Origin of the sequence: Kribbella pratensis (assembly GCF_004366075.1) — a bacterium.
GTDB classification, from domain to species: Bacteria; Actinomycetota; Actinomycetes; order Propionibacteriales; family Kribbellaceae; genus Kribbella; species Kribbella pratensis.
The window spans coordinates 19,137-41,562 of record NZ_SODU01000001.1 but is presented as its reverse complement, the minus strand read 5'-3'; the positions used below and the strand labels follow the sequence as shown (position 1 = coordinate 41,562).

General features: G+C 68.2%; 24 protein-coding genes. 8 read left to right on the top strand and 16 right to left on the bottom strand.

Going from position 1 to position 22,426, the window contains the following annotated elements:
* Nucleotides 1–398: 398 nt before the first annotated feature.
* A complete protein-coding gene (locus EV137_RS00185; RefSeq protein ID WP_134005140.1) occupies nt 399–836 on the bottom strand; it encodes a ribonuclease H family protein in 438 nt (145 codons plus the stop codon).
* 631 nt (nt 837–1,467) lie between these two features.
* On the opposite strand from EV137_RS00185, the gene EV137_RS00180 reads away from it, so the two are divergent.
* Nucleotides 1,468–2,466: a DUF1444 domain-containing protein gene (locus tag EV137_RS00180; protein ID WP_134125666.1), complete on the top strand. Its 999-nt coding sequence runs from the start codon at nt 1,468–1,470 to the stop codon at nt 2,464–2,466.
* Here EV137_RS00180 and EV137_RS00175 read toward each other — a convergent pair.
* Genes EV137_RS00175 through EV137_RS00165 form a run of 3 tightly spaced genes read right to left on the bottom strand, consistent with a single transcriptional unit; the run spans nt 2,449 to nt 5,789 of the window.
* Nucleotides 2,449–3,387: an ornithine cyclodeaminase family protein gene (locus tag EV137_RS00175; RefSeq protein ID WP_134125664.1), complete on the bottom strand. Its 939-nt coding sequence runs from the start codon at nt 3,385–3,387 to the stop codon at nt 2,449–2,451. The genes EV137_RS00180 and EV137_RS00175 overlap by 18 nt on opposite strands.
* Before the next feature lie 7 nt (nt 3,388–3,394).
* Complete coding sequence (locus EV137_RS00170) at nt 3,395–4,618, bottom strand: metal-dependent hydrolase family protein (RefSeq protein ID WP_134125662.1); 1,224 nt, start codon at nt 4,616–4,618, stop codon at nt 3,395–3,397.
* Nucleotides 4,605–5,789: a PucR family transcriptional regulator gene (locus EV137_RS00165; RefSeq protein ID WP_134125660.1), complete on the bottom strand. Its 1,185-nt coding sequence runs from the start codon at nt 5,787–5,789 to the stop codon at nt 4,605–4,607. The genes EV137_RS00170 and EV137_RS00165 overlap by 14 nt, the downstream gene beginning before the upstream one ends.
* A 118-nt stretch (nt 5,790–5,907) precedes the next feature.
* Here EV137_RS00165 and EV137_RS00160 point away from each other — a divergent pair, with 118 nt between their 5' ends.
* The 3 genes from EV137_RS00160 (at nt 5,908) to EV137_RS00150 (ending at nt 7,814) form a co-directional block, all read left to right on the top strand.
* Nucleotides 5,908–6,834: a proline dehydrogenase family protein gene (locus EV137_RS00160; RefSeq protein WP_134125658.1), complete on the top strand. Its 927-nt coding sequence runs from the start codon at nt 5,908–5,910 to the stop codon at nt 6,832–6,834.
* A gap of 82 nt (nt 6,835–6,916) precedes the next feature.
* Entirely contained in the window at nt 6,917–7,243 is a 327-nt protein-coding gene (locus EV137_RS00155) for a hypothetical protein (RefSeq protein WP_134125656.1), read from the top strand.
* Nucleotides 7,233–7,814, top strand: a complete 582-nt coding sequence (locus tag EV137_RS00150; protein ID WP_134125654.1) for a carboxymuconolactone decarboxylase family protein — start codon at nt 7,233–7,235, stop codon at nt 7,812–7,814. Before EV137_RS00155 ends, EV137_RS00150 begins: the two co-directional genes overlap by 11 nt.
* Here the strand turns inward: EV137_RS00150 and EV137_RS00145 are convergent.
* Entirely contained in the window at nt 7,795–9,450 is a 1,656-nt protein-coding gene (locus EV137_RS00145) for a DUF4091 domain-containing protein (RefSeq protein WP_166679736.1), read from the bottom strand. The genes EV137_RS00150 and EV137_RS00145 overlap by 20 nt on opposite strands.
* Before the next feature lie 99 nt (nt 9,451–9,549).
* Entirely contained in the window at nt 9,550–9,996 is a 447-nt protein-coding gene (locus EV137_RS00140; RefSeq protein ID WP_134005158.1) for an Lrp/AsnC family transcriptional regulator, read from the bottom strand.
* A 123-nt stretch (nt 9,997–10,119) separates the two neighbouring features.
* Here EV137_RS00140 and EV137_RS00135 point away from each other — a divergent pair, with 123 nt between their 5' ends.
* The 4 genes from EV137_RS00135 (at nt 10,120) to EV137_RS00120 (ending at nt 13,062) form a co-directional block, all read left to right on the top strand.
* On the top strand, nt 10,120–10,671 hold the full coding sequence (locus EV137_RS00135; RefSeq protein ID WP_134005160.1) for an RBBP9/YdeN family alpha/beta hydrolase: 552 nt from the start codon (nt 10,120–10,122) through the stop codon (nt 10,669–10,671).
* Nucleotides 10,672–10,741: 70 nt separating this feature from the next.
* Nucleotides 10,742–11,632 (top strand): carbohydrate kinase family protein, encoded by an 891-nt coding sequence (locus EV137_RS00130; RefSeq protein ID WP_166679735.1) that lies wholly within the window; start codon nt 10,742–10,744, stop codon nt 11,630–11,632.
* Nucleotides 11,625–12,515, top strand: a complete 891-nt coding sequence (locus EV137_RS00125; protein WP_202870773.1) for a pseudouridine-5'-phosphate glycosidase — start codon at nt 11,625–11,627, stop codon at nt 12,513–12,515. Before EV137_RS00130 ends, EV137_RS00125 begins: the two co-directional genes overlap by 8 nt.
* A 52-nt stretch (nt 12,516–12,567) precedes the next feature.
* Nucleotides 12,568–13,062: a DUF6328 family protein gene (locus EV137_RS00120; RefSeq protein ID WP_134005164.1), complete on the top strand. Its 495-nt coding sequence runs from the start codon at nt 12,568–12,570 to the stop codon at nt 13,060–13,062.
* Between the two features lie 38 nt (nt 13,063–13,100).
* On the opposite strand, the gene EV137_RS40345 is transcribed toward EV137_RS00120, so the two are convergent.
* The 10 genes from EV137_RS40345 to EV137_RS00075 all read right to left on the bottom strand — a co-directional run bounded on the left by EV137_RS40345 (nt 13,101) and on the right by EV137_RS00075 (nt 22,417).
* On the bottom strand, nt 13,101–13,244 hold the full coding sequence (locus EV137_RS40345; RefSeq protein ID WP_166658687.1) for a GPGG-motif small membrane protein: 144 nt from the start codon (nt 13,242–13,244) through the stop codon (nt 13,101–13,103).
* Nucleotides 13,245–13,352: 108 nt separating this feature from the next.
* Complete coding sequence (locus EV137_RS00115; RefSeq protein ID WP_134125648.1) at nt 13,353–14,180, bottom strand: amidohydrolase family protein; 828 nt, start codon at nt 14,178–14,180, stop codon at nt 13,353–13,355.
* Nucleotides 14,177–14,632 (bottom strand): MaoC family dehydratase, encoded by a 456-nt coding sequence (locus tag EV137_RS00110; protein ID WP_134005167.1) that lies wholly within the window; start codon nt 14,630–14,632, stop codon nt 14,177–14,179. Before EV137_RS00110 ends, EV137_RS00115 begins: the two co-directional genes overlap by 4 nt.
* The gene (locus EV137_RS00105) at nt 14,629–15,756 is read right to left on the bottom strand and encodes an extracellular solute-binding protein (protein WP_134125646.1); all 1,128 of its coding nucleotides are present in this window, start codon (nt 15,754–15,756) and stop codon (nt 14,629–14,631) included. Before EV137_RS00105 ends, EV137_RS00110 begins: the two co-directional genes overlap by 4 nt.
* Nucleotides 15,753–16,892: a CaiB/BaiF CoA transferase family protein gene (locus EV137_RS00100; protein WP_238174999.1), complete on the bottom strand. Its 1,140-nt coding sequence runs from the start codon at nt 16,890–16,892 to the stop codon at nt 15,753–15,755. The genes EV137_RS00105 and EV137_RS00100 overlap by 4 nt, the downstream gene beginning before the upstream one ends.
* A 34-nt stretch (nt 16,893–16,926) precedes the next feature.
* Nucleotides 16,927–18,021, bottom strand: coding sequence for a Gfo/Idh/MocA family protein (locus tag EV137_RS00095; RefSeq protein ID WP_134125642.1), 1,095 nt, complete (start codon nt 18,019–18,021; stop codon nt 16,927–16,929).
* On the bottom strand, nt 18,021–18,926 hold the full coding sequence (locus EV137_RS00090) for a carbohydrate ABC transporter permease (protein WP_202870772.1): 906 nt from the start codon (nt 18,924–18,926) through the stop codon (nt 18,021–18,023). Before EV137_RS00090 ends, EV137_RS00095 begins: the two co-directional genes overlap by 1 nt.
* A gap of 1 nt (nt 18,927) precedes the next feature.
* Nucleotides 18,928–19,893 carry a carbohydrate ABC transporter permease gene (locus tag EV137_RS00085; RefSeq protein WP_134125640.1) on the bottom strand — a complete coding sequence of 322 codons (966 nt, stop codon included), beginning with the start codon at nt 19,891–19,893 and terminating at the stop codon, nt 18,928–18,930.
* 38 nt (nt 19,894–19,931) lie between these two features.
* Entirely contained in the window at nt 19,932–21,269 is a 1,338-nt protein-coding gene (locus EV137_RS00080) for an extracellular solute-binding protein (protein ID WP_134125638.1), read from the bottom strand.
* A 131-nt stretch (nt 21,270–21,400) separates the two neighbouring features.
* Nucleotides 21,401–22,417, bottom strand: coding sequence for a LacI family DNA-binding transcriptional regulator (locus tag EV137_RS00075; protein WP_134125636.1), 1,017 nt, complete (start codon nt 22,415–22,417; stop codon nt 21,401–21,403).
* Nucleotides 22,418–22,426: the final 9 nt, after the last annotated feature.

Genomic DNA, 22,426 nt, shown 5'->3' with positions numbered 1-22,426 from the left:
CTCGCAGTTGCGTTTGCGGCCGGCACGCTCGGCACGCTCGAAGCTTCAGCAAGTCCTCGGGAACCCGACAGCACGCGCCAGCCCGCTCAGTCCCAGGACGGTTGGCCGGACGAAGGGTCCGGTTATCCCGGATACGGAGACCCGTCGCCCACGAACCTCGTGCCCGACGATTGGCCGGATGAAGGCACTGGATATCCGGAGTTCGCCGACCAGGCCCCTGCGACAGGCGCCCGGTCGACCCCCGGCCTTGACGCCACCTCAATCGCGCTCGGGGCTATGGGTGGCATCGCACTCGGCGGAGCCGCGCTCGGCACCACCTTGGTCGTACAACGACGACGCGACAACATCACCCAACCCACAGGGTGAAGCCCGCACCAACGACTGGGCGTCCGGCCGGGTCAGTGCTGTGGGAAGCAGGCTGCGACGGCGAGGGCGTCTACGAAGTCGTTCATTTCGTGGCCGGAGTGGCCCTTGACCCACTGGAAGGCGACATCCCCGCGCTGGGTCACCAATTCGACCAAGGGCTCCCACAGGTCCTGATTGGCGACCGGCTTCCTTGCCGAGGTGAGCCAGCCGCGCTCGAGCCAGCCGGTGTGCCAGCCGTCGCGGAAGCAGTTGACGACGTACGTCGAGTCCGAAACGACCAGGAGCGGACCCTCGTTCGCCCGCACGGCCTCGAGCGCGGCCCGGATCTCCATGCGCTGGTTCGTGGAAACCGCCTCGTGGCCGGAGGCATGCACGGTCTTCGACAATGCCCAGGCCCAACCTCCCGGCCCAGGATTGCGCGAGCAGGCACCATCGGTGAACACGGTGCGCGCCCCGACGGGGACGGTCATATCAGCCGGACGAGGACGACGAGTACGCGTAGGAGACATCAGAGCGAAACCCTATCCCCCTGACGCACTCCGACGTACAGCCGCTCCCAGGGGCAACGCCGCTCGGTTAAGGGAGTGGGCCGGCTGTCAATCCCGTCGGTGACCAGCCGGCCAACCCCGACCACGCCTCAAACCGGAGGTTGCCCCCTCAACTGCAGGGTTGCCCACCGAAAATCCGAGGGGGCATCCCTCCACACCAGGGAACAACCCGGCCAACGCAGGAATCAGTTGCCTGCTGTCGACGGAGCCCATCACAGCCTGAGCTACGGACCGGGGAGGATTACCCGCCGGATCCAGTACACGAGCCTCCCCACTTCGATCGGGCGGCTGGCCCCGAGCGGGGAGAGCAGCGTACCCGGATCGACCAGCAGAACTCCCCACTCCAACCCCGACCCGGCCGAGGCCGACTAGCAGGCCGCCGAAATCCACGACTCGACGGACACCAGTGCCTGCATCACGTCGCTCGAGCAGCCGCCGGATAAGCCCAAGCCAGCCACACATGCATCACAAGAGCCGGTTATCCACAGATTGCGAAGACCGGCCGTTCGAGTGCCCGAAAGTCCATATGTTCTTGGGGCAAAGGAGGTGCTCGATGAGTGCTCGCAAGGACAGAGACGGCGGCCGGAGCGACCGTGGATGCAGCAGGCGACACAACGGCCTGGACATGGATCAGCGGCACCCGGTGCTGACTCCGCTGACCATGCCGCAGGCCGAGCGGTTGGTCCGTCTGGCCGAGGCCGCGGTCGCGGAACGCGGGTTTTCGATGCGGTACGACGGCGCCGGCGCACTGGTAGCGGCCGGAGACGACGACAGTCCGGTGGGCGACACTCCGTCTGCCGGGCTCGCGAATCTCGCGCGCACCGTCAGCGGGTTGCCACGACAGCAATGGCGATCGGCGGTGGCTGCGCATTTCGACCAGATGCTTCCTCCGGGCGAACGGCCGATGGTCCCGGAAGACCTGGAGAACGAGCTCCACCTTCGGCTGGTCTGCGCAGCCACGATCGATCGAGGTTGGACCGACCGGGTGCCGGAGTTCGTGCCAGGCGTACTCATCGCGCCGGCGACCTGCACGGGGCGCGCGGTCGCAATGCATTTCGACCTCGACTCCCTGGGTGTGCCGTGGGAGGAGATCACCCGGATGGGTCTGGCGAACCTGCGCCGTCTCGAGGACAACGTCGAGCTGGTGCAAGACCCGGGTGGCGACGGCGCCGAGGTTGCCATGCTCACCGGCGGCATGTTCACCGCGTCCCGGGCGCTGGTTCTCGACACCGTGCTGCGCGAATCCCTGCGCATCGAGAACCCTCCGTACGGCTGCCTCGTGGCCATGCCGGCCCGGGACATGCTGCTCATTCACGTGGTGCGAGATCAGACGGTGGTCAGCGCCTTCGGAATGCTCCTCAGACTCGCCAATTGCTTCTTCGCCGACTCGCCGGGACCTGTGAGTCCGCACGTGTACTACGTGACCGGCAACGAATGGCAACAGGTCACCGACTACAGCACCGGCACCGCGCAACTCCAGGCCCGCGGCCGCTTCTCGGAAACTCTGCGCCGCCTCGACAGCGAAGCAGGCGGTCTATCGCATGTCGTCTGACGAGATGGCTTGGAGGGCGGCGGTGGCGGCTACTACGTCGCACCAGGCTTCGCCGACGCTTTTGAAGAGGCGGGGCGCGCCGGCGGTGATGTCGAGGCGGCCGGTGGCGAGTTCGTGGAGGTCGGCTGTGATCGCGTCGGTTTCGGGTACGCCGTCCGCGATGGCGAGGATGATGTCGCCGGCCTGGCTCAGCGCTGAGGCGCGTGACTCGACCACGACGGTGGCGCGGCGGAGGAGGTTCGTGTCGACCTCCCGGACGGCTGGTTCGTGCGACCCGACGGCGACCACGGTCGCTTCCGGCCGGAGCAGCTCGGAGTCGAACAGCGGCTCGGTCGCCGTCGTACAGCAGGCGACCAGGTCGACGTCCGCGACATCGTCGGGGACCCCGCGCCGAGCCGGGAGGCCCTGCGCTTCGAGCGAGCCGACGAGCGCGGTAACCGCCTCGGCCCGGCGGCCCACGACGACGACCTGGTCCAGCGGACGGACCGCGTTGATCGCCAGGGCATGGCTCAACGCCTGCGGGCCTGTGCCGAACACCAGCAGCGAGTTCGAGTCCGTGGTCGCCAGCCGACGTACGGCGAGCGCCGAGAGGCTCGCCGTACGTCGCAAGGTGAGCGACTCGGCGTCGATGACGGCGACCGGCCGCAGCGTCGGCCCGTCGAAGGCGATGTGGACACCCTGGATCCGGGGCAGGCCGCGGGCGGCATTGCCGGGGCTGACCGACACGACCTTCACGCCGACCTGCGGCCCGACCTCGCCGGGCATCAGGATGAGCTGGCCGCCGGACACCTCCACGAACGTCCGCGGCGGCGTGTTCCCAGTCCCGGTGATCAGCGCGGCATCGAGTGCGTCGATCGCCTGCGTCCAGCCGAGCGTGCGCTCGAGGGCCGCCTTGTCGATGAACCTGATGCTGTCCGGCATGGATCTCCTAAACGACGCGTCCGCCCTGGATGACGACCCGTTGTGCGGCTGGATCCCACAGGCATTCGGGCTGCTCCGACGGGTTGCCCGAGACTACGAGAAGGTCCGCGATCGCCCCAGGCCGGACCGCGCCGAGGTCCTCCAACCCCAGCAGGCGGGCGTTCACCGAGGTCGCGCAGCGCAGGGTGTCGAGGATGCCGAGCACCTCGCTCTGCAGCCGCAACCCGTTGAGCTGTTCTTCCTCCAACTCACCCATCAGGTCGGTGCCGAACCCGACCGGAACCCCTGCGGCGACGGCGAGCTCGATCGCCTGCCGGCCGGCGTCGAGCACCTCACGGTTCTTGGCCCGCGACACCGCAGCCATCCCGAGCTCCACGCCGCGCCGGTCGATCGCGTCGTACGCCGCCAACGTCGGGATGAGGAATGCGCCGTACTCAGCCATCGCCGCAGCAGACGCGCTGTCGAGGAGGTTGCCGTGCTCGATCGACCGTACGCCGTTCCGCACCGAGTGCACGATCGCTTCCGGCGAGTACGAATGCGCCGCGACGTAGCTCCCCCGCCGGGCCGCCTCGGCCGTGACGGCGCGGATCTCGTCCTCGGAGTACTGCGGGATCCGGATCGGGTCCGTCAGCGATACGACGCCGCCCGACGTCATGATCTTGATCGCGTGCGCACCCTGCCGGAAACGCTCACGGACAGCCCGACGCAGCGGGTCCACCCCGTCGACGACCTCCGTCGTGTGACTGTGGCAAGGACACGTGTCCCAGTGCGCCGGCCGCGGGTCGCCATGCCCACCGGTCTGGCTCAGCGCCGGTCCGGTGAACAGGTACCGCGGCGCCTCCAGCCGCCCCTCGGCGATCGCCTTCGCCAGCCCAGCCTCGCCACCGGCGACATCGCGGATCGTCGTGAAGCCGCGCCGCAACGCGTTGCGCAGCCGGCCGGCCGCGACGATCGCGATGTAGCTCAGCGGGCTCGCTTCGATATCGACCATGTCGAGACTGATGCCGTACGGATGACAGTGCGCGTCGATCAGCCCAGGCAGCACGGTGCCGCCCTCGGCGTCGACGACAACGGCGCCGTCGCCAAGGTCCGCGGTGTCCCCGACCGAGACGATCCGCCCGTCCCGGACAGCAACTGGTCCGTCGACGAGCTCAGCGCTCTCACCGTCGAAGACCGTCACATTGGTCACGATGAGCGTGCCTGGCCCAGACCTGCCGTCATTGACGAGCACGTCGTCCTCCTTGAACTGGTTCGTTGATTTCGGTGAGCAGTGGTGCCATTGTCAGGGCGAGGTGGAGAGTGAGGCGGTCCTCGCCGCGGTGCAGGTCGAAGCCGGTGATGGTCTCGATGCGGCGGAGGCGGTAGTACGCCGTCTGGCGGTGGATGGCGAGCTCCGTGGCCAGCTCCTGGATGTTGCCGGCCCGGTCCAGGAAGACCTGCGCGGTCCGAACCAGCTCACCGCCGGCGTCGAGCAGCCGCTGCGCCCGCGGATCGAGTACGGCGTCCACCAGGGCCGACCGCGGACCGCAGGAGATCAACCGGTGTACGCCGAGTTGCGACCAATGAGCGACCGCACCGAGACGCGGTACGGCCGCCAGGATCTTCGTGGCGCGCATGGCCTGTTCATGGCTGGTCCGCGCGTGGGCGAGGCCGCGCTGCGGCTCACCGACTCCGACGAGCAGGCGCGCCGCGGCCTGGTCGCCCAGGCGTTGGGCGTGCAACTGCCGAAGTCGGTCGATCGCCTGCTCGATCAAGAACATCCGCTCGTTCGCGAGGTCGACAAGCAATGTCGTGAAGCCCTCTCCCGAAGTGGCGAGCACATGGCGCGGCAGCGACCAGAGATTGAGCGGCACGACCTCACGCGAGGGCTGTTCGGCATGGACAACCACGACGTACGCCGTCCGCTGGACGAGCCCCCTGCTGTCGAGCTCTTCGACCGCCCGCGCCGACACCGCGTCGTCAGGTGCCAGCAGGTTGGCGAGTAGCAGCGACGCGTCACGACTCCCCCGGGCCCGCTGCGCGAGCAGAGCACCCGCCTCGCGCGCGATCGCGGCGGTCGCCTCGAGCTGCTCCGGCGTACCCAATCCGCCTTCTGGGTCGAGCAGCCAGAAGTATCCGTAGGTCACGCCGTTCCATCGCACGGGCAGGCACAGCCGCGGGAGGATGCCGAGGCTCGGCTCGGACGGCGTACGGACCGGTCCGGTCGCGGTGGCGATGCCGAACTGCTCGAACCAGCTCCGGACGTCGGCCGTCGAACGCCGGCGCAGGATCGACCCGGCCCGGACCGCGTCGATCTCGTCGGCCTGCGTGTTGAACGCGATCAGGTTGAAGTCGCGGTCCTCGAGCACAGCCGGCGTACCGAACGCGTCCGAGACCGCGCCGACCAGGTCATCGAGGTCCATCCGACCAGCTTAGACATTTGTATGACGATCTGCCACGTAGCCTCTGTCAGCTGGATGACGCCCGCCGAGCGTAATGGTCCTTACAGTGCACTCACATCCTGACCAGGAGGAGTCCGCCGTGCTTGGTACCGCTCTGCTCGCCGCATCCCGCAGCCGTCGTGTCCGGGCCGCTGTCACCAAGTCCCCGGTGACGCGCAAGGTCGTCAGGCGGTTCATCGCCGGCGACGACGTGAACGCCGCCGTCGACACCACCCGCCGGCTGACCTCCGGCGGCTTCGCCGTGACCCTCGACCACCTCGGCGAGGACACGCTCGATCGAGCCCAGGCCGAGGCGACCCGGGACGCGTACCTCACGCTGATCGAACTGCTGGCCGACGAAGGTCTCGCGTCCAGGTCGGAGGCATCGCTCAAGCTGTCCGCGATGGGTCAGGCGCTGCCCGGCGACGGCGAGGCGCTGGCCGCCGAGAACGCGCACGCGATCTGCGCCGCGGCCTCCGAGGCCGGGATGACCGTCACCCTCGACATGGAGGACCACACCACGGTCGACTCCACGCTCGGCATCCTGGCCGAGCTGCGCAAGGACCACCCGTCGGTCGGCGTCGCGCTGCAGGCGATGCTGTACCGCACCGAGGCCGACTGCCGCGACCTCGCCACCACCGGGTCGCGGGTCCGCCTGGTCAAGGGCGCGTACGCCGAGCCGAAGTCCGTCGCGCACCCCGCGAAGAGCGACGTCGACCGCGCGTACGCCCGCTGCCTCGGCATCCTGATGGGCGGACTCGGCTACCCGATGATCGCCAGTCACGACCCGCGCATGATCTCCATCGCCCAGGCACTCGCCACACAGCACGGCAAGGGTCAGGACGATTTCGAGTTCCAGATGCTCTACGGCATCCGGCCGAGCGCGCAGGAGCAGCTCCGCTCGCAGGGGTCCCGGGTGCGCATCTACGTCCCGTACGGCGACGACTGGTACGGATACTTCATGCGCCGCCTCGCCGAACGCCCCGCCAACGTCGGTTTCCTGCTCCGCTCGCTGGTCACCAAGTAGCGCGGATGTCGCATTTCGTGGTGCGCTGATCGTCATACACCTGAGGGCGGACGGCCGAGTCCGCCGAGGAGGTGACAGCACGGTGCTGGAAGACGACACCAAACGAGCGGCACACCGAGCGCTCGTGGACCGGATCCTGACGGGCGACGGCAGAGCAGCTGCCGAGCAGCGCGCGCGTGCGTTCAACGACGAAAGTCTCGTCCCGCCGGTGAGCACGCTGATCAGCAAGATCACTCGTACGCCGGTACGCGTCAGCGAGGCCGACCTGGCCGTAACGGGATGCACGGAGGACGAGGTGTTCGAGTTGGTGATCTGCGCCGCCGTCGGTCACTCGACCCGCTTGTACGAAGCCGGGCTGGCGGCGCTGGCCGAGGCGGTCTCCGAGGAGGCGCCCGGTCATGCATCTTGACATCCTCAACCACGGCTACCGGCCCGGGACGAAGCTGATGTTCGCGCTCGTCCGGCTGTTCTCCGGGCAGCCGCTTCCGGACGCCGCCAAGCTGACCTTCTACCGGTCCGACTTCTACGGCAACCCGGCCAAGGAGTTCACCCACGAAGCACTGCGCGGGCCGTCCGACTGGTCCGTCGGCGATCGTGAGCTGATGGCGGCCTACGTCTCCAAGCTGAACCAGTCCGCCTTCTGCGTCGGCGCCCACACGGCGACCGCGAGCCTCGCCTACCAGGACGGTGAACGGGTTGCGGCGATCCTGGACGACCTGGAATCGGCGGCGATCGACGAGCCGCTCCGGGCAACGCTGCGCATGCTCGGCAAGCTGATCCGCAACGGACGCGTCGACGCCGACGACTTGCGCGAAGTCCTGGCCGCCGGCGTCTCGCCCCAGCAGGTCAAGGACGCGCTCGCGGTGTGCGCCGCGTTCAACACGACCAGCCGCCTCGCCGATGCCTTCGGCTTCGAGCTCCTCACCCCGAAAGGCTATGAGGCCGGAGCGAAGTACCTCCTCAAACGCGGCTACCGGTAGTCAGTGCATTGGTGATGCGTCGGCGCGCTTCGTAGTAGTGGTTCGGGTCGAGTACTGGGCGGTCGAAGCGGAGGGTTCGGTCGGGGTCGATGAGGTCGAGGGCGGCCGCGTTGCCGTGGGCCGCGCGGACGGCCTGCAGCGCGCGGTGGTCCCACATCGCCTGCGCGAAAACGCGGTGCCGGAGCGACGGCCAGGGCGTGCCGTCCGGGCCGGGGTAGACGGCGAAGGGATCGCCGGACGGGAACGCGCCGCCGGCCGAGGTGTCCGCGAACGGATCCACCCGCCGGATCGAGTGCCACGTGTACCAGAAGTTGAATCCCCAGTGCAGGAACCCGTCCACGCCGGACGCGAACAACTGGTGCCCGATCGCACGGTTCCGCGCCGAAGGCATCCCGATGAACCGGTTGGCGACATCGCGGTCCTGACTGACGCAGTAGTACACCCACATCCGCTCAGGACGCTCGGCCAGGAACGGCTCCACATGGTCGGTCGCGACCACGGGAACCTCGACGGCACCCGACGTGTAGAAGGAGTGCTCGCTCAGGGCGTCGACGACCGTCCAGCCCTTCAGGAGATCGGCGACGACAGCCTTCGCAGCGAGGTAGCCGGCAAGCCCGTCCTGCCCCGACGGCTCGTCCGAGATGTGAAAGACGACGTACTCGCGATCCCATTCCTCGTCGAGCACAGCCTGCAGCGCCGGCAGCAGCGCCTCCATCAACTCCCGGTACCGTACGTCGGTCGCCGGCACGTCCCACCCGAAGACGCGCTCCTCGCCCACCACGATGCCGGGCGTGGCCTTCGCGCCCCACTGGGTGAACAGATGCGCGACCTCGACCCCGGTGATCCCGGTACGCCGACAGACGTCGAGCCACCGCCGCAGCCGATCGAACCCGAACGCGTACCCGTCGTTGGTCGCCGTGATGTCGATCAGCTGCACCACGGTGCGATACGTACCGACCGCGGTGTCGAGCGGCGGCGTCCACACCGGTGCCAGCAAGGACGTCGCACCCATCTCGACCGCGGACGCCATGAAGCGCTCGACGATGGCCCAGTGCTCCTCGCTGAACACCTCGACGCCGTAGTGGTCCGCGAGCGAGTCGAGGTGCATCCAATGCCCCGACACAATGTCGAGCGGCTCCAACTCGATCCCCGTGATCTCGACGGCGACCGGAGCGCGATGCAACTCGGAGCCGTCGGGCGCGCTCACCACGACAGTGAGTTCATGTACGCCGGCCCGCGCCGGATCGGTCGTCATGACGTCGAACCACAACGCACTCCAGCTGCCGAACCGCACCGGTGCTTCACCGTTCGGCACTGGACGCAGCACGTCCGGGTACAGGCCGGGCTCGTCGAACTCGTACCCGTCGTCATGCCCCGGGAGCGCGACGAAAGTGCAAGGCACGAGGTCCACGCTCGACATGGCGACCAGGTCGGCCGCCGTACCCTCGACCCGGACCTGCAGCGGCCGTGGGTCGCGGAACGTCGGCTCGAGCGGAGGGCGATACGCGAGCTGGAACGATGCCCGCTCACCGAGGAAGGCCTGGAACCGGGTTTCGGCGGACACGGGGCGCGGGTCCCGCACCGGGTGCACCTTCGCGAGCGCGTCGCAGAGCACGAACTCCCACTGGGCGGTCACTTCGGACCACTCCTTCCGACAGGACGGCATTCACCATCCATGCGTATTAGTGGAATCTATGATGCAGATTCGCGCACCAATGCACAACCATCATCCCGCTCACTCCGGGGCCGGGGTCAACGCGCGGGCCGAGTAGTCGTGCAGGACGAGCGCCGTGGTCACCGGGCCGAAGCGGGCGAGGCTGTCGATGATGGTCTCGAGGCGTCGCGCGTCGGAGCAATGAACGTCGCAGAGGAGGCAGTCCTCGCCGGTGACCCGACGGATCGCTGTGATGTCAGGGGTCCGGGAGGCCAGCGCGAGCGCCTGTTCGAGTTGCGCGTGCGAGGTGCGCAGCCTGATGTGGGCGGTGATGCCGAGCCCGAGCTTGGCGGGGTCGACGATCGCCCGGTACCCCGTGATGACGCCGGTCTTCTCGAGTCGCTGGACCCGCGCGCTGGCGGCGGGCTGGGAGAGCCCGACCCGGCGGCCGAGCTCGGCACCGGTCAGCCGGCCCTCGGCCTGGAGCAGGGCGAGGATCCGCCGGTCGATCTCGTCGAGTGATTCCATGGTTGTCGCCGCCAATGTCTTTGTGATCACTTGCCACGCTGTTGTGGGTCCGTTGATTCGATCAGACTCAGGGCCTCAAGCCTCCCACGGTTGTGGGTTGCGCAAGTGAAAGCGAGGTCTGCAGTGACAGCGTTCGTCATCCTCCCGGGCATCGACGGCTCCGACGATGTGCACTGGCAAAGCCGATGGGAACAGTCCTGGGGCGATCGCGCCGTACGGATCGTTCCGGCGTCTTGGAGCGAGCCCGAGCTGGGCGACTGGGTCGCCGCGGTCCAGCGTGCGTACGACGATGCTCGCAGCCGTGACGATGACGTCGTGCTGGTAGCGCACAGCCTCGGCTGCTGGGCCGCAGCCGCCTGGTTTGCCGCGGGCGGGTCTGCCACAGCTGCGCTGCTGGTGGCACCCCCGGACACTCAGCACCCCACGTTCCCGAGCGAACGCGCAGGCACGTTCCAGACCGTCGCGACGCAACCACTCCCCTGCCCTTCGCTCCTGATAGCCAGCACGAATGACCCGTACTGCAGCGCGGAACGGGCGACCACCTTCGCCGACGCCTGGAAGGCGGATTGCCACCTGGTGGACCACGCCGGCCATCTCAACTCCGCCAGCAATCTCGGCGACTGGCCGCTCGGCCGGCAACTGCTCGAAGGCCTGCTCGCGAACGTGCCGACATAGCGGTCGACATGCCGCGGAACTCGCCCCGGGGCGGTGGGGTCTCGTAGCGTCGGCGCGGGAGGTGATGGCTGTGCGGGATCGCCGTACGCTCGTGTGTGTCGGCGACCTCGTCGAGGACGTCGTGGTCTGGGCGGCGGGTGCGGCACGGTCCGGCACCGACAACCCCGCGCGGATCTGCCGGACACGCGGCGGCGCGGCAGCCAACGTCGCTGCCTTCGCCGGCCGCCTCGGTACGGCGGTGCGGTTCGTCGGACGCGTCGGGGACGACACCGTCGGCACGGCTCTGGTGCGGGACCTGACCGAGGCCGGGGTCGACGCGAAGGTCCAGCGCCAAGGGCGGACCGGAACCATCGTCATCATCGTGGACCCGTCCGGCGAACGCACGATGTACCCGGACCGCGCCGCCGCAGCCGAACTGGCCGACGTACCGGACCGCTGGCTGTCCGGCGCCGGAGTCGTCCACCTGTCGGCGTACTCCCTCGTCGGCCAGTCGCTGTCCGTCCTCCGCCGCGCGTCGGACATCGCGCACGCGGAAGGCGCGATCCTCACGATCGACGCGTCCTCGATCGCGCTCATCGACTCGATCGGTCCCGCGCCGTTCCGCGACCTGATCCGGACACTGCGACCGACGTACATCTTTGCCAACGGCATCGAAGCCGACCTCGGCTCCCTCCGCGACCTCGCGACATCTGGTACGACGGTTGTCGTCAAGAACGGCGTCGAGCCGACAGAGATCCACGCCACCACCTCGACAACTGTCCCGGTGCCCCCGGTCGACGAGGTGCGCGACACGACCGGTGCGGGCGATGCGTTCGCGGCGGGCTTCCTGTCCGCCGTACTCGATGATGCCGACGTCGTCGAGGCGGTCACGGCGGGCCATACGCTTGCCAGGCGGGTTCTCCGCGAGCCCGGTGCCATGCTGTCCATGACCGCCGAGGAGAACGGAACCGCGTGTGATTGAACCCATTCTGTCCGACGACGTGGCCCAGGCCCTCGCCGAGCACCGAGCGGTCGTCGCGCTCGAGTCGACGATCTTCTCCAACCTCGGACTGCCCGCCCCGGCGAACGCCGACGCGCTCGAACTCTGCAAACAGGCAGTACGAGAGCACGGTGCGGTGCCGGCGGTCGCCGCGGTCCTCGACGGTCAGGCCCACGTCGGCCTCTCGCCGGACGAGGAGAAGCGAGTGCTGCAGGGCACCCGCAAGGTCGCCGAACGCGATCTCGCAGTCGCGCAGGCACAGGGCTGGGGCGTCGGCGTCACCACCGTCTCGGCGACGGTGGCGTTGGCACACGCCGCAGGCATCCCGGTGTTCGCAACAGGTGGCATCGGTGGCGTCCACCGCGGATCAGACCTCGATGTCTCGGCCGACCTCGACGCGATCGCCAACCACCCGGTCATCACCGTCTGCGCCGGCGCCAAAGCGTTCCTCGACCTGCCGCGAACACTCGAGTATCTCGAGACCGCCGGCGTACCGGTCCTGGGCTGGCAGCACGACTGGTTCCCGGCCTTCTACACGCGGTCGAGCGGCTTGCCGGTCCCGCACCGCGTCGACGACGAGCGAATGGTCTGCGACGTCCTCCGTTTCCGGGCGCGGCCCGAGACCGGCGTCCTGCTCACGGTTCCGATTCCCGTGGACGACGAGATTCCGGCGGAGCGCATCGACGCCGTACTCACGGCTGCGTTGGAAGCGAGCGCGCGGGCAGGAGTCGTGGGGCCCGCAGTCACGCCGTACGTGCTCGCCAGGATCGAGAAGGAGACGGACGGGCAGAGCATCCCGGCCAACCTCGCACTGGCCCGGAACAACGCTGCCGTCGCGGCCCGGATCGCCGTCGCGAACGCTTGATCCGAATACGCGGTGGGTACCCTGAGGGCGACGTACGACGGAAGGCTGACTGATGAGCTCGGATCCGCAGACGTACGAGCGTGATGACGAGAGCTCCGGTGAGCGCCTCGACCGGCACTGGAACGAACTGTTGCAAGAGCTGCGGCTCGTGCAGACCGGGACGCAGATCCTGTTCGCGTTCTTGCTGGGGATCGCGTTCCAGAATCAGTTCCACGCGGCGGACGACTTCACACACGCGGTGTACGCCTGCACGCTGATCGCCGCGGCGCTGGCGGTCGCGTTGTTCCTGGCGCCGGTCGCGCTGCACCGGCTGCTGTACCGCCACGGTTTGCGCGACCGCCTGGTCAATGCCGCGGACCGCCTGACGCGCGGCGGTCTGGCGCTCCTCATCGTGTCGATGTGCGGCGGCATCTTGATCGCCATCGACGTCGTTCTCCCCCGCGCCGCCGCCGTCGCCACGGTCGTCGGCGTACTGATCTGGTTCGTGGCGTTGTGGCTCGCGCTCCCGGCGTACATCAGACACAAGGGCACGAACGGCCGAACCTGATCGTCCCCGCGCCGAGGACGGCGCGGGGACGCGGTTGATCACGTGAAGATGCTGACTCCACCTGGTCCGACCAGGAGGCCGAGCACGATCAGCGCGGCACCCCAGATCATCTGGCCACGGAACAGCGACACGATCCCCGAAATCACGAGGATCACGGCGATGATCCACAGAACGAATTCCATGGTCCTCTCCCTTTCCAGGGCCGGGTTCGACCCGGCAGGTTGAATCCCCGTGCGACACCATCCGGTGCCCGCGCGAATCTCCCGCAAACCCCGGTGCCTGGAGGCCGCCTACCCGCTGATTCGGTAGAAGCGGCGGGCGGTGGCCGAGTAGATCTGTTCGCGGTCGCTGTCCGAGAGGTGCGAGAGGGCCTCGGACAGGCCCTTGAAGACTGGGTCGTAGCCGCCCGCTGCGGTCGAGATCGGCCAGTCGCCGCCGTACATGAGTCGCTCCGGCCCGAACACCTCCAGGGCCCGGTCGAGGAAGGGTTGCAGCGAGTCCCGGGTCCAGGTCTCGGGGTAGAGACCGGAGACCTTCGCGTACACCCGCGGGTTCTCAGCGGCGGCCGCGATCAGGCTCCACCACGGCTCACGTTCGGCCTCGCCGATCGGTGGCTTGGCGAGGTGGTCGATGACGATCCGGAGTTCGGGGTGCCGTTCCGACAGCGTCGGGACGTGTTCGAGATGCCGAGGCAGTACGGCGACGTAGTCGAACGTCACGTCCGCCTGCTCGAGTACGCCGAGACCCTCGTCGACGTCGGGCCGCAGGATCCAGTCCGGGTCCGGGAGGTCGTGAATCAGGTTGCGGATCCCGGCCACGCGCGGATCCTTGCGCAACTGCGCGAGGCGCTCGGCGGCGACACCGGGTTGATCGAGCGGAACGTACGCGACGATCGCCGCGACCTCCGGATGCTGATCGGCCACCTCCAGCATCAGGTCCGTGTCGCCGTCGTGATCGTCGGACTGCACGAGCACGGTCGCGTCGACGCCGTTGCGCACCAACTGCGGCTTGAGCTCCTCGAAGGTGAACGTGCGATTCCACTGCGGCACGTGCGGGCCGAGCCAGCGGTACGGCGAGCGGTCCAGATCCCACACGTGCTGATGTGCGTCGATGATCATGCCGGACCTCGCTTGTCGACCAGGTAGAGATGGGTGAGGACGAGAACGGTCTCCGCGCGCTGGTTCGTCACGCTGACCTGCTCGTGAACATAGCCGTGGGTTTCCGGCGTCCGCTTGTGGTCGGACTTCCCGGTGACGGCGGCGGTGACGGTGATCGTGTCGCCGATGAACACCGGCTTGATGAAGCGGATCCTGTCGTAGCCGTACGACATCGACCGCGGATTGATGTCGCCCGCGGTCATCCCGACGGCGACGGAAAGGATGAGCGTGCCGTGCGCGATCCGCTGCCCGGCCGGCTGCGTCGCCATCCACTCGGCGTCGAGGTGATGCGGGAAGAAGTCACCCGTCTGACCGGCGTGCAGCACGATGTCGGCCTCGGTGATCGTCCGCCCGACGGTCGTGCGGCTCTCACCGATCTCGTACTCCTCGAACCACCGCTCCGCGACCTTCATCGCTCTCCCAACAGTCGCTCGGCCAGCGCGTTCGCGCGCCGTACCAGCTCGGCATCGGTCAGCTCTCCCTGGAGGGTCGCCGTGACCCACGGTGAGACGACGTCCTGGAACTCCATGTAGCCCGCCGTCCGCGGTCGCACCCACGCGTCTTCGAGGGTCTGCCGGGTCCCGCGGAAGAAGTCCCACGAGTCCTCGTTCAGACGATCGTCGTCCCACGAGGACGCGTACCCGGGCTGGCCGCCCGCGTCGTAGTACACCCCGTTCTGGACCTCCGGCGAGGCCAGCCAAACGGCGTACGCACGGGCCGCGTCGAGTTCCCGGGTGTACGCCGAGACCGCGATGCCGGCTCCCCCGAGCTGCGACCCGGCGACACCACGCGGCCCGGCGGGAATGTCGAGGTACTTGAGCCGATGCGTGCGGAAACCTCGACGTGAGTAGTTCGTGTACCCGTACGCCAACGGCACGTAGGCCCATGGCCCGTCCCCCGCCAAGGCCTCGGCGACCTCGATCGGGTTGGCTGCGAGGCACCACTCCGGGACTCGCTCTGCAAGTCGGTGCATCAGGTCGAGTACGGCGCCCGCGTCGTCGGCGGCGAGGAAGCGGCCCGGCTCGGCTGCGACCGGCGTACCGCGGTTGGCGGCAAGGGTGCACAGGCTCGAGTACGCGTCGATCGGCTTCGTGGGCCACAGGACTCGACCTTCGCGGGCCAGTTCGAGTACGCCGTCCCAGTCCGTCGGCGGCGTGGGCAGCAGGTCAGGACGATGTACGGCGACCTGCGCAGCGGAGTCGGTGGCGAGTCCGTACTGGTGGCCGTCGTGGGCGTACGACGCGTGGCTGTTGCCCACGGCATCGTTCGCCAGCGCCGCTAGCTCTTCGTCGTGACCGGCACCGTCCAGCGGTGCCAGCAGTCCTTCGGCGGCCGCGAGAGGCACGTGCGGATGATCGATGACGAGCAGGTCGTACCGGGCCGCGAGACCCGCGATCGGCTCGTCGGCGAAGGCCTGGAGCGAGCGGTACTCCCACTGCACGTCGACACCGGTACGACGGGCGTACTCCTTCGCCGCAGCGACCTGACAGTCGTACCCGCGCGGATGCTCCCAGGTCATGCCACGCAACGTCGTCATGCGATCTCCTGTTCGACGGGATTGTGCTCGCCCAGCCGGGGCGCCGGCCGCGAGTTGGTCAGCCGCTCGCCGTCGATTCTGATCGGGCTCCGCGTGGTGGTCAGCTCGAGCCCGTCGCGGCGCAACTCCTGCGTCATCGCTATCGCCCGGAAACCGTCGTGCGCCACCAGTTCGTCCAGCGTGAGAACGGGGGCGCACCACACGTCCTCGGCGTCGAGAACAGCCAGCCATTCGTCGCGAGTCCGGGTGCTGAGCCTGGCCGACAGCAGTTCTTCGATCTCCTCCTGCCGGTCCCACCACGACTGCGGATCGGTCATCGCGGCGACCTCGGGCAGGTCGAGCAGGCGGCCGATGGTCGGGACCGGGTTCATCGCGATCGCGAGGTACCCGTCGCTGGTCGGATAGATCCCGTACGGCGCCGGCAGGAACGCGTGCGCCGAGCGGCTGCCCTTCCGCTGGACGGCGATCGACGGGTCGTTCAACCGCGTCGTCAGCAGCTCGAACTCGAGGTCGAGCAGCGCCTCCAGCAGACTGGTCTGCGCGTGTCCGCCTCGACCGGTGCGGAACCGCCGTACCAGCAGCGCCGTGATGCCCTGGGCGAGATGACAGCTGGCGAGATGATCGGCGACGGCCAGTCCGACCGGTACTGGCGGGTCGTCGCGGGAACCGTTGAGCCAGGGCAGTCCGGCAATCGACTGGGCGAGAAGATCCTGCCCGGGCCGGTCCTTGAACGGACCCGTCTCGCCGTACCCGCTGACACTGCCGTAGATGATGCCGGGGTTGATCCGGCGGACGGTGTCGTAGTCGAGGCCGAGTCGTTCCATCACGCCGGGACGGAAGTTCGAGACCACCACATCGGCCGCCGCGACCAGTGCCCGGACCTTGTTCAGGTCGGCGGGGTCCTTGAGGTCGGCGACGATGCTCTCCTTGTTCCGGTTCATCGCGTGGAACGACATGCTGTCGCCCGAGACCGTCCGGCCCGCGAACGCCAGTTGACGGCCCGCGTCCCCGCTGCCGGGGCGCTCGATCTTGATCACCCGCGCGCCCAGATCGGCCAGCCGCAACGCCGCCACCGGCCCGGCCAGGAACTGGCTGAAGTCGAGGACGGTCACCCCGGACAGGGGAAGTTCCGTCACCACTCGGTCCCCATCGCTGTTCCTCTCTGATCGATCAGGCGTCGTACTGCGGCGGCTCGCCACCATGTGCCGCGGACGTGTAGGCCGCCTCGACCACCGCCATCGTGCGGAAGACGTCCTCCACCGACGTGGGCAGCGAAGGGATCGAGCCCTCCAGGTAGCGCTGGACCACGCCCATCGAGCCGATGAACGCGTCGGGGAACCACGAGCCCTCGAACGGCACCGGCCGCCAGCCCGCCTCCAGGCGATCGTCGGTGACGAGCTCGAGCCGGTCCTCACCACCGCGCGGATAGTCGAGCAGCAGCCCGAGCTGCACGCGTACGGCGCCTTTCGTGCCTTCCCACTTGATGTAGCTCTCTTCGTACCGTTCACCGAAGTGGTGATCGTGATTCGTCGACACGACGACCCGCACCGGGCGGTCGCCGTACGTCAGGGCGATGTCGGAGCGGCTGTTGGCGTGGGTCTTCTCCGGGTGTCGCACGGTGACCGCGGACACGCCCGTCGGATCGCCCAGGAAGGAGCGGATCAGGTCGAGGTAGTGGACGCTGTGCATGTTGATCTCGAGCCGGTCGAGCTCGAGGACGTACGGGAACATCTCCCACGGCGTGCGGACCGAGACCCGGATCTCGAAGTCGTAGAGCTCGCCAATGATGCCGTCGGCAATCAGCTTCCGCGCGACCGCGACGTACGGCGCGAAGCGGAGCTGGGTGTTGACCGCCGCGACGAGACCCTTGCGGCGACACACTTCGCGAGTACGGATGCCCTCGACGAGCTCGTTGCCCAAGGGTTTCTGGAGCAGTACGGCGGCTCCGCCGGGCAGCTGTTCGAGGACGTCGACGTGCGCCTCGGGCGGGAGGGCGATGTCGTACACCGCGTTGTCCGGTGCGGCTGCGACGGCGGCAGCGACATCGTCGTACGCCTTCGGTATGCCGTACTTGTCTTTGAGGGCCTGTGCGCGGTCGAGCTGGAGGTCGGTGATGCTCGCGACGGGGAAACCTGCCTTGCTGTACGCGGGCAGGTGGGCGTCGCGGACGATGCCGCCGGCGCCCACGATCACGATCGGGCGCGGCCTGGCCGGCGGGTTGAGCGTGTAGCCGGGGTGAGGCGCGAATTCCGGAAGGCCGGTCATCAGCCTTTCACCGCCCCGACGGTCTCGCCGCGGATGAGGAACCGCTGGGCGCCGAGGAAGACCGCGAGCAGCGGCAGCATCGAGATGAACGTCGCCAGCGCCAGTTGCGGCATGTAGAGCTTGACGTCCAGGCCGGCCGCGACGGTCGGGTTGAACAGCGGGCTCGCGCCGATCAACTGCTGCAGACCGATCGACACGGTCTGGTTCCTCTGGTTCGACGACAGCAGGGCCAACGGCAGGAGGAAGTTCGTCCAGTTCGCGACGAAGGCGAAGAACGCGACGAGTACGACGACCTGCTTGGAGATCCGCAGCCCGATCCACCAGAACACCGACACCTCCCCCAGGCCGTCCAGACGGGCCGCCTCGACGAGTTCCTTCGGCATCGTGGTGAGGTAGTGGATGTAGGACAGGTACACGCCGAACGGGAAGAATCCCATGATCAGCGCCACCGGCCACAGCTCGCCGACCGCACCCACCGCGTTCACCTCGAGGAACAGCGGGATCACCAGCACCGTGTTCGGCATCACCATCGTGACCAAGGTGATCAGGAGCACCGCCCGGCGGGCACGGAACCGTAGCCGCGCCATCGCGTAGCCAGCCGGGAGTGCCGCGACGACGGCCAGGATCGCTCCCCCGGCCGCCACGACGAGCGAGTTCGTCAGCCAACGGGTGAACAGGCCGCCCTCCGGGCCGAAACCGTTGACCTGCGACCAGCTGTACCGGACGTTGCTCCAGGCAATGTCCCCGAGGCCGAGGAACCCGCCGCTTCCGGCCTCCACGCCGTCGTTGGAGCGGAACGCCATCGCGACGAACCCGGCGATCGGCAGCAGGAAGATCGCGGCGACGAACAGCATCGACACGACCCTGGCCAGCCTGCCGGGGCTCCAGCTCTCAATGCCAGTCACTTTAGTTGTCCTCCTTGCCGAAGAGCCCGCTGCGGAACACGATCAGCAGTCCGATGCCGAGCGTGATCACGAGCAGGATCAGCGACATCGCCGCCGCGGCCGGGAAGTTGTAGTTGCTGAAGGCGAACGCGTACCCGAGCTGCGTCGGCGTCCACTGGTCCGGCAGCGCGTTGCTCGCCACCTGGTCGAGGAGCTGCGGCTCGAGGAACAGCTGGAACCCGTACGCGAGGTTCATCAAGGCGGCGTACCCGACCCACGGCCGGATGATCGGGAGCTTGACGTGCCACGCGAGCTGCCACGCGTTCGCGCCGTCCAGGGCGGCCGCCTCGAAGATGTCCTCGGAGATGCCGTTCAGCCCGCCGTTGACGACGACGATCCAGGAGCCGACGCCTTGGAAGAACATCATCGCGGTGAGGATGAACGGCAGCTGCCCGGGTGCCGCGACCGCCTGTTTGATCGTGTCGACGCCGATCGCGTGCCAGAACCCCTCGATCGGCGACTGCCCGGGGTTCAGCAGGTACACCCACAGGACGAAGTTGGCGATACCGGCCAGCGCGCCGGGGATGTAATAGACGAACCGCATCGCCGAACCGAAACGGCCCGGACTGGCGTGGATCAGCAGTGCGAGGCCAACGATGCCGACCATCATGATGGGCAGCCAGATCACCAGCGTCGCGAGCACGTTCTGGAACGTGTCGACGAACCGGTAGTCGGTGAACACCGTCCTGAAGCTCGCGACGCCGCCGAACCCGGTGCTCGGGTCCAGCGGTGTCGGCGGCTTCTCCAGCGCGGTCTTGATCGCGTACCCCACCGGCACGATGCCGCCGATGAGCAGCAGGACGACGTACGGCGACAACAGGATCCAGGCGCCGCGCGTCTCACTCGACCGGGACGCCGTCGCGCGGGATCGCTGGGTCTTCGGCACCGGCACACGCGTACTGCGCTTGTCGACCGTCGCGGTCGTCATGCGGAACTCCTGCTCTGCTCGACTGCCTACTTGACGGCCTACTTGACGGTGTAACCCATGGCTTTGGCCTGCTTGAGAAGTTCGTCGTTGAACCCGGTCCAGGCCTGGTCAACGCTCTTGCCCGAGGCCAGGCCGGCCGCCATCGTCTCGGTCCACACGCTGCCCGTGTTGTAGAGCAGGTACGAGTGATCCGGCTGGACGTACGCGTTGGCGCCCTTCATCGCGGCGAAGGTCCCCGCGTTGTCGGCGAAGTACTTCTGCTCGGACTGCTTCGCGATCCACGCATCCTGGACCGGCCCGTACGCCGGAAGGCCGGTCGACAGCTCGACCTGCCACTTGGGGTCGGTGGCAACGAACTTCGCGAAGGTCAGCGTGTTCTCGAGTTGCTTACCGGTGATGTGCCGCGAGAAGCCCCACAGTCCGCCGCCTTCGTTGCCGGTGGCCGGCTTGTCCTCGCCCTTCCAGGTCAACGGCGCGACGCCCGCCATCTGACCGGCGGGGACCTTCCAGGACTGACGGAACAGGTAGTCGCCCCACCAGGCGGCGCCGGGGCTCATGACCAGGTCCTTGCCGACCTTGGCGGCGTCCGCGTCGAAGATCCCGACGGTCGAAACCGCCTTCGCCTGAACAAGTTTCGCGAGCAACTCCTTGGCTCGTACGCACTTCTGGTCGGTCAGGTCGAGGTGTACCTCGGTCTCGGACTTGCGGGCGTTCGTCGGGCAGCCGGAGGCCCACAGGTACCGGTCGGGTGCATAGGCGTCGCCGGTGAAGCCGCTCAGCTTGCCCGGGTGCTCCTTCGCGATGCGCACCGCCAGGTCGCCGTACTCCTCCCAGGTCTTGGGGACCTGGTACCCGTTCTGGGTGAAGAACGCCTTGTTGTACCAGAAGATGTCGGGCGCGGCGTCGTTGCGCAGGCAGCGGATCTTGCCGTCGATCTTGCACGGCGCGATCACGGCGTCCTCGTACCCCTTGATCACGTCCGGGACGAGCTCGGTGAGGTCTGCCGTGAAGTTGACCTGCGCACCCGCCGCCCAGGCGATGTCGTCGTTGGACGGGAAGAAGATCGCGTCCGGCCAGCCCTTGCCGGCCTGGTTGAACTGCGCGAACTGCTGCTGCAGCGACTTGCCGCCGACCGTCCCGTCGATCTGGTTCAGCGTCACCTTGATCTCAGGATGCGCCTTCTGAAAGGCCTTGGCAGCAGGCACTCGCGGCGGATCCACCCACACCGTGATCGCCCCGCCGGAGTCGGTCTGCTCGACATCCGCGCCCGCCCCACCGCCCGACGAACCACAAGCAGCCAGCAAACCGATCGCACACGCAGCAGCCGCGACAGCCACAGTGCGCACTGCCCCGGGACGTACTCCGGGTGACTTCATGAAAGAACTCCATCTGCTCAAACGTTAGAGCAGAAACGCTAAACCGCAGACCCCAAAGTGGTCAATCGTTTGCGCACGGACTTTTGCACACGTTTGCATAAGTCCGCGGGCACGCTGGAGCTGCCGGCGGGTCAGGCGGTGCGGGGTGGGGCGGTGGACTCGCGGACGACGAGTTCCGGGGGTGGGTCGGTGACGACCTCGTCGGAGGTTTCGCCGGTCTCGATGCGGCGGATGACGCTGCGTACGGCGGCGCGCCCGACGGTGTAGAACTGCATCTTCACCGCGGTCAGCGGCGGCCAGGTGTTCTCGGCGGTCCACGAGTCGTGGACGGTGACGACGGAGAGATCCTCCGGGACGCGGATCCCTGCCCTGCGCGCCTCCCCCAGCAGGCCGACGGCGGCGTTGACGTTCGCCACCACGATGCCGGTCGGCTTCGGGTCGAGCGCCATCAACCGGCGCAACGCCGTACGGCCGTTGTCGACGGTGTAGCCGATCCTGGTCTCGTACTCCTTCGGCATCCGTAGGCCGGCGGTGGCGAGCGCCAGCTTGTACCCGGTACGCCGGCGTTTCGCGGTGAACGACCGCGGAAGCCCGTTGGCGAACGCGATCCGCTCGTGCCCGAGCTCGAGCAGATGCTGCGTCGCGATCAGCGCGCCGCGATGGTCGTCGAGGGTGACCGAGCCGACGTGACCCGGGTAGGAGGAGTTCACGAGCACGATCGGCGCCTGTGTGGTGATCAGGTCGCGCAGTCCCGCGGGTTGCACCGCGTCGCCGACCTGGAGCGCCATACCGTCGACCCGGCCTTCGCCGATCAGGCGCGCGATGACCTCGCCGCCTGGCCGGACGTCGTCCGAGCGGCCGAGCAGAACCGTGTACCCGCGCTCGGTGGCCTCGTCCTCGGCGCCGTGCATGAGTTCGGTGAACAGCGCGTTGGTGATGTCGGGGACGACCAGACCGACCACCTGCGTACGCGCGGACTTGAGCGCGCGACCCGCGAAGTTGGGGCGGTAGTTCAGCTCCCGCGCCGCGTCGACGATCCGCTCGCGAGTCGCCGCACTCACACGTGAGTCCGGCGCGTCGCTGAGCACCCGGGACACAGCAGAAATCGAGACGCCGGCACGCGCGGCGACGTCTCCCAGGGTGGCCATACCGCCCAC

Coding starts and splice junctions, on each gene's coding strand:
- EV137_RS00150 (WP_134125654.1), top strand. CDS start 7,233: ATGCATCTTGACATCCTCAACCACGGCTACCGGCCCGGGACGAAGCTG.
- EV137_RS00110 (WP_134005167.1), bottom strand. CDS start 14,632: ATGAAGGTCGCGGAGCGGTGGTTCGAGGAGTACGAGATCGGTGAGAGC.
- EV137_RS00140 (WP_134005158.1), bottom strand. CDS start 9,996: ATGGAATCACTCGACGAGATCGACCGGCGGATCCTCGCCCTGCTCCAG.
- EV137_RS00165 (WP_134125660.1), bottom strand. CDS start 5,789: ATGGACCTCGATGACCTGGTCGGCGCGGTCTCGGACGCGTTCGGTACG.
- EV137_RS00095 (WP_134125642.1), bottom strand. CDS start 18,021: ATGACCGGCCTTCCGGAATTCGCGCCTCACCCCGGCTACACGCTCAAC.
- EV137_RS00085 (WP_134125640.1), bottom strand. CDS start 19,893: ATGACGACCGCGACGGTCGACAAGCGCAGTACGCGTGTGCCGGTGCCG.
- EV137_RS00175 (WP_134125664.1), bottom strand. CDS start 3,387: ATGCCGGACAGCATCAGGTTCATCGACAAGGCGGCCCTCGAGCGCACG.
- EV137_RS00105 (WP_134125646.1), bottom strand. CDS start 15,756: ATGACGACGTTGCGTGGCATGACCTGGGAGCATCCGCGCGGGTACGAC.
- EV137_RS00075 (WP_134125636.1), bottom strand. CDS start 22,417: ATGGCCACCCTGGGAGACGTCGCCGCGCGTGCCGGCGTCTCGATTTCT.
- EV137_RS00120 (WP_134005164.1), top strand. CDS start 12,568: ATGAGCTCGGATCCGCAGACGTACGAGCGTGATGACGAGAGCTCCGGT.
- EV137_RS00185 (WP_134005140.1), bottom strand. CDS start 836: ATGACCGTCCCCGTCGGGGCGCGCACCGTGTTCACCGATGGTGCCTGC.
- EV137_RS40345 (WP_166658687.1), bottom strand. CDS start 13,244: ATGGAATTCGTTCTGTGGATCATCGCCGTGATCCTCGTGATTTCGGGG.
- EV137_RS00180 (WP_134125666.1), top strand. CDS start 1,468: ATGAGTGCTCGCAAGGACAGAGACGGCGGCCGGAGCGACCGTGGATGC.
- EV137_RS00115 (WP_134125648.1), bottom strand. CDS start 14,180: ATGATCATCGACGCACATCAGCACGTGTGGGATCTGGACCGCTCGCCG.
- EV137_RS00080 (WP_134125638.1), bottom strand. CDS start 21,269: ATGAAGTCACCCGGAGTACGTCCCGGGGCAGTGCGCACTGTGGCTGTC.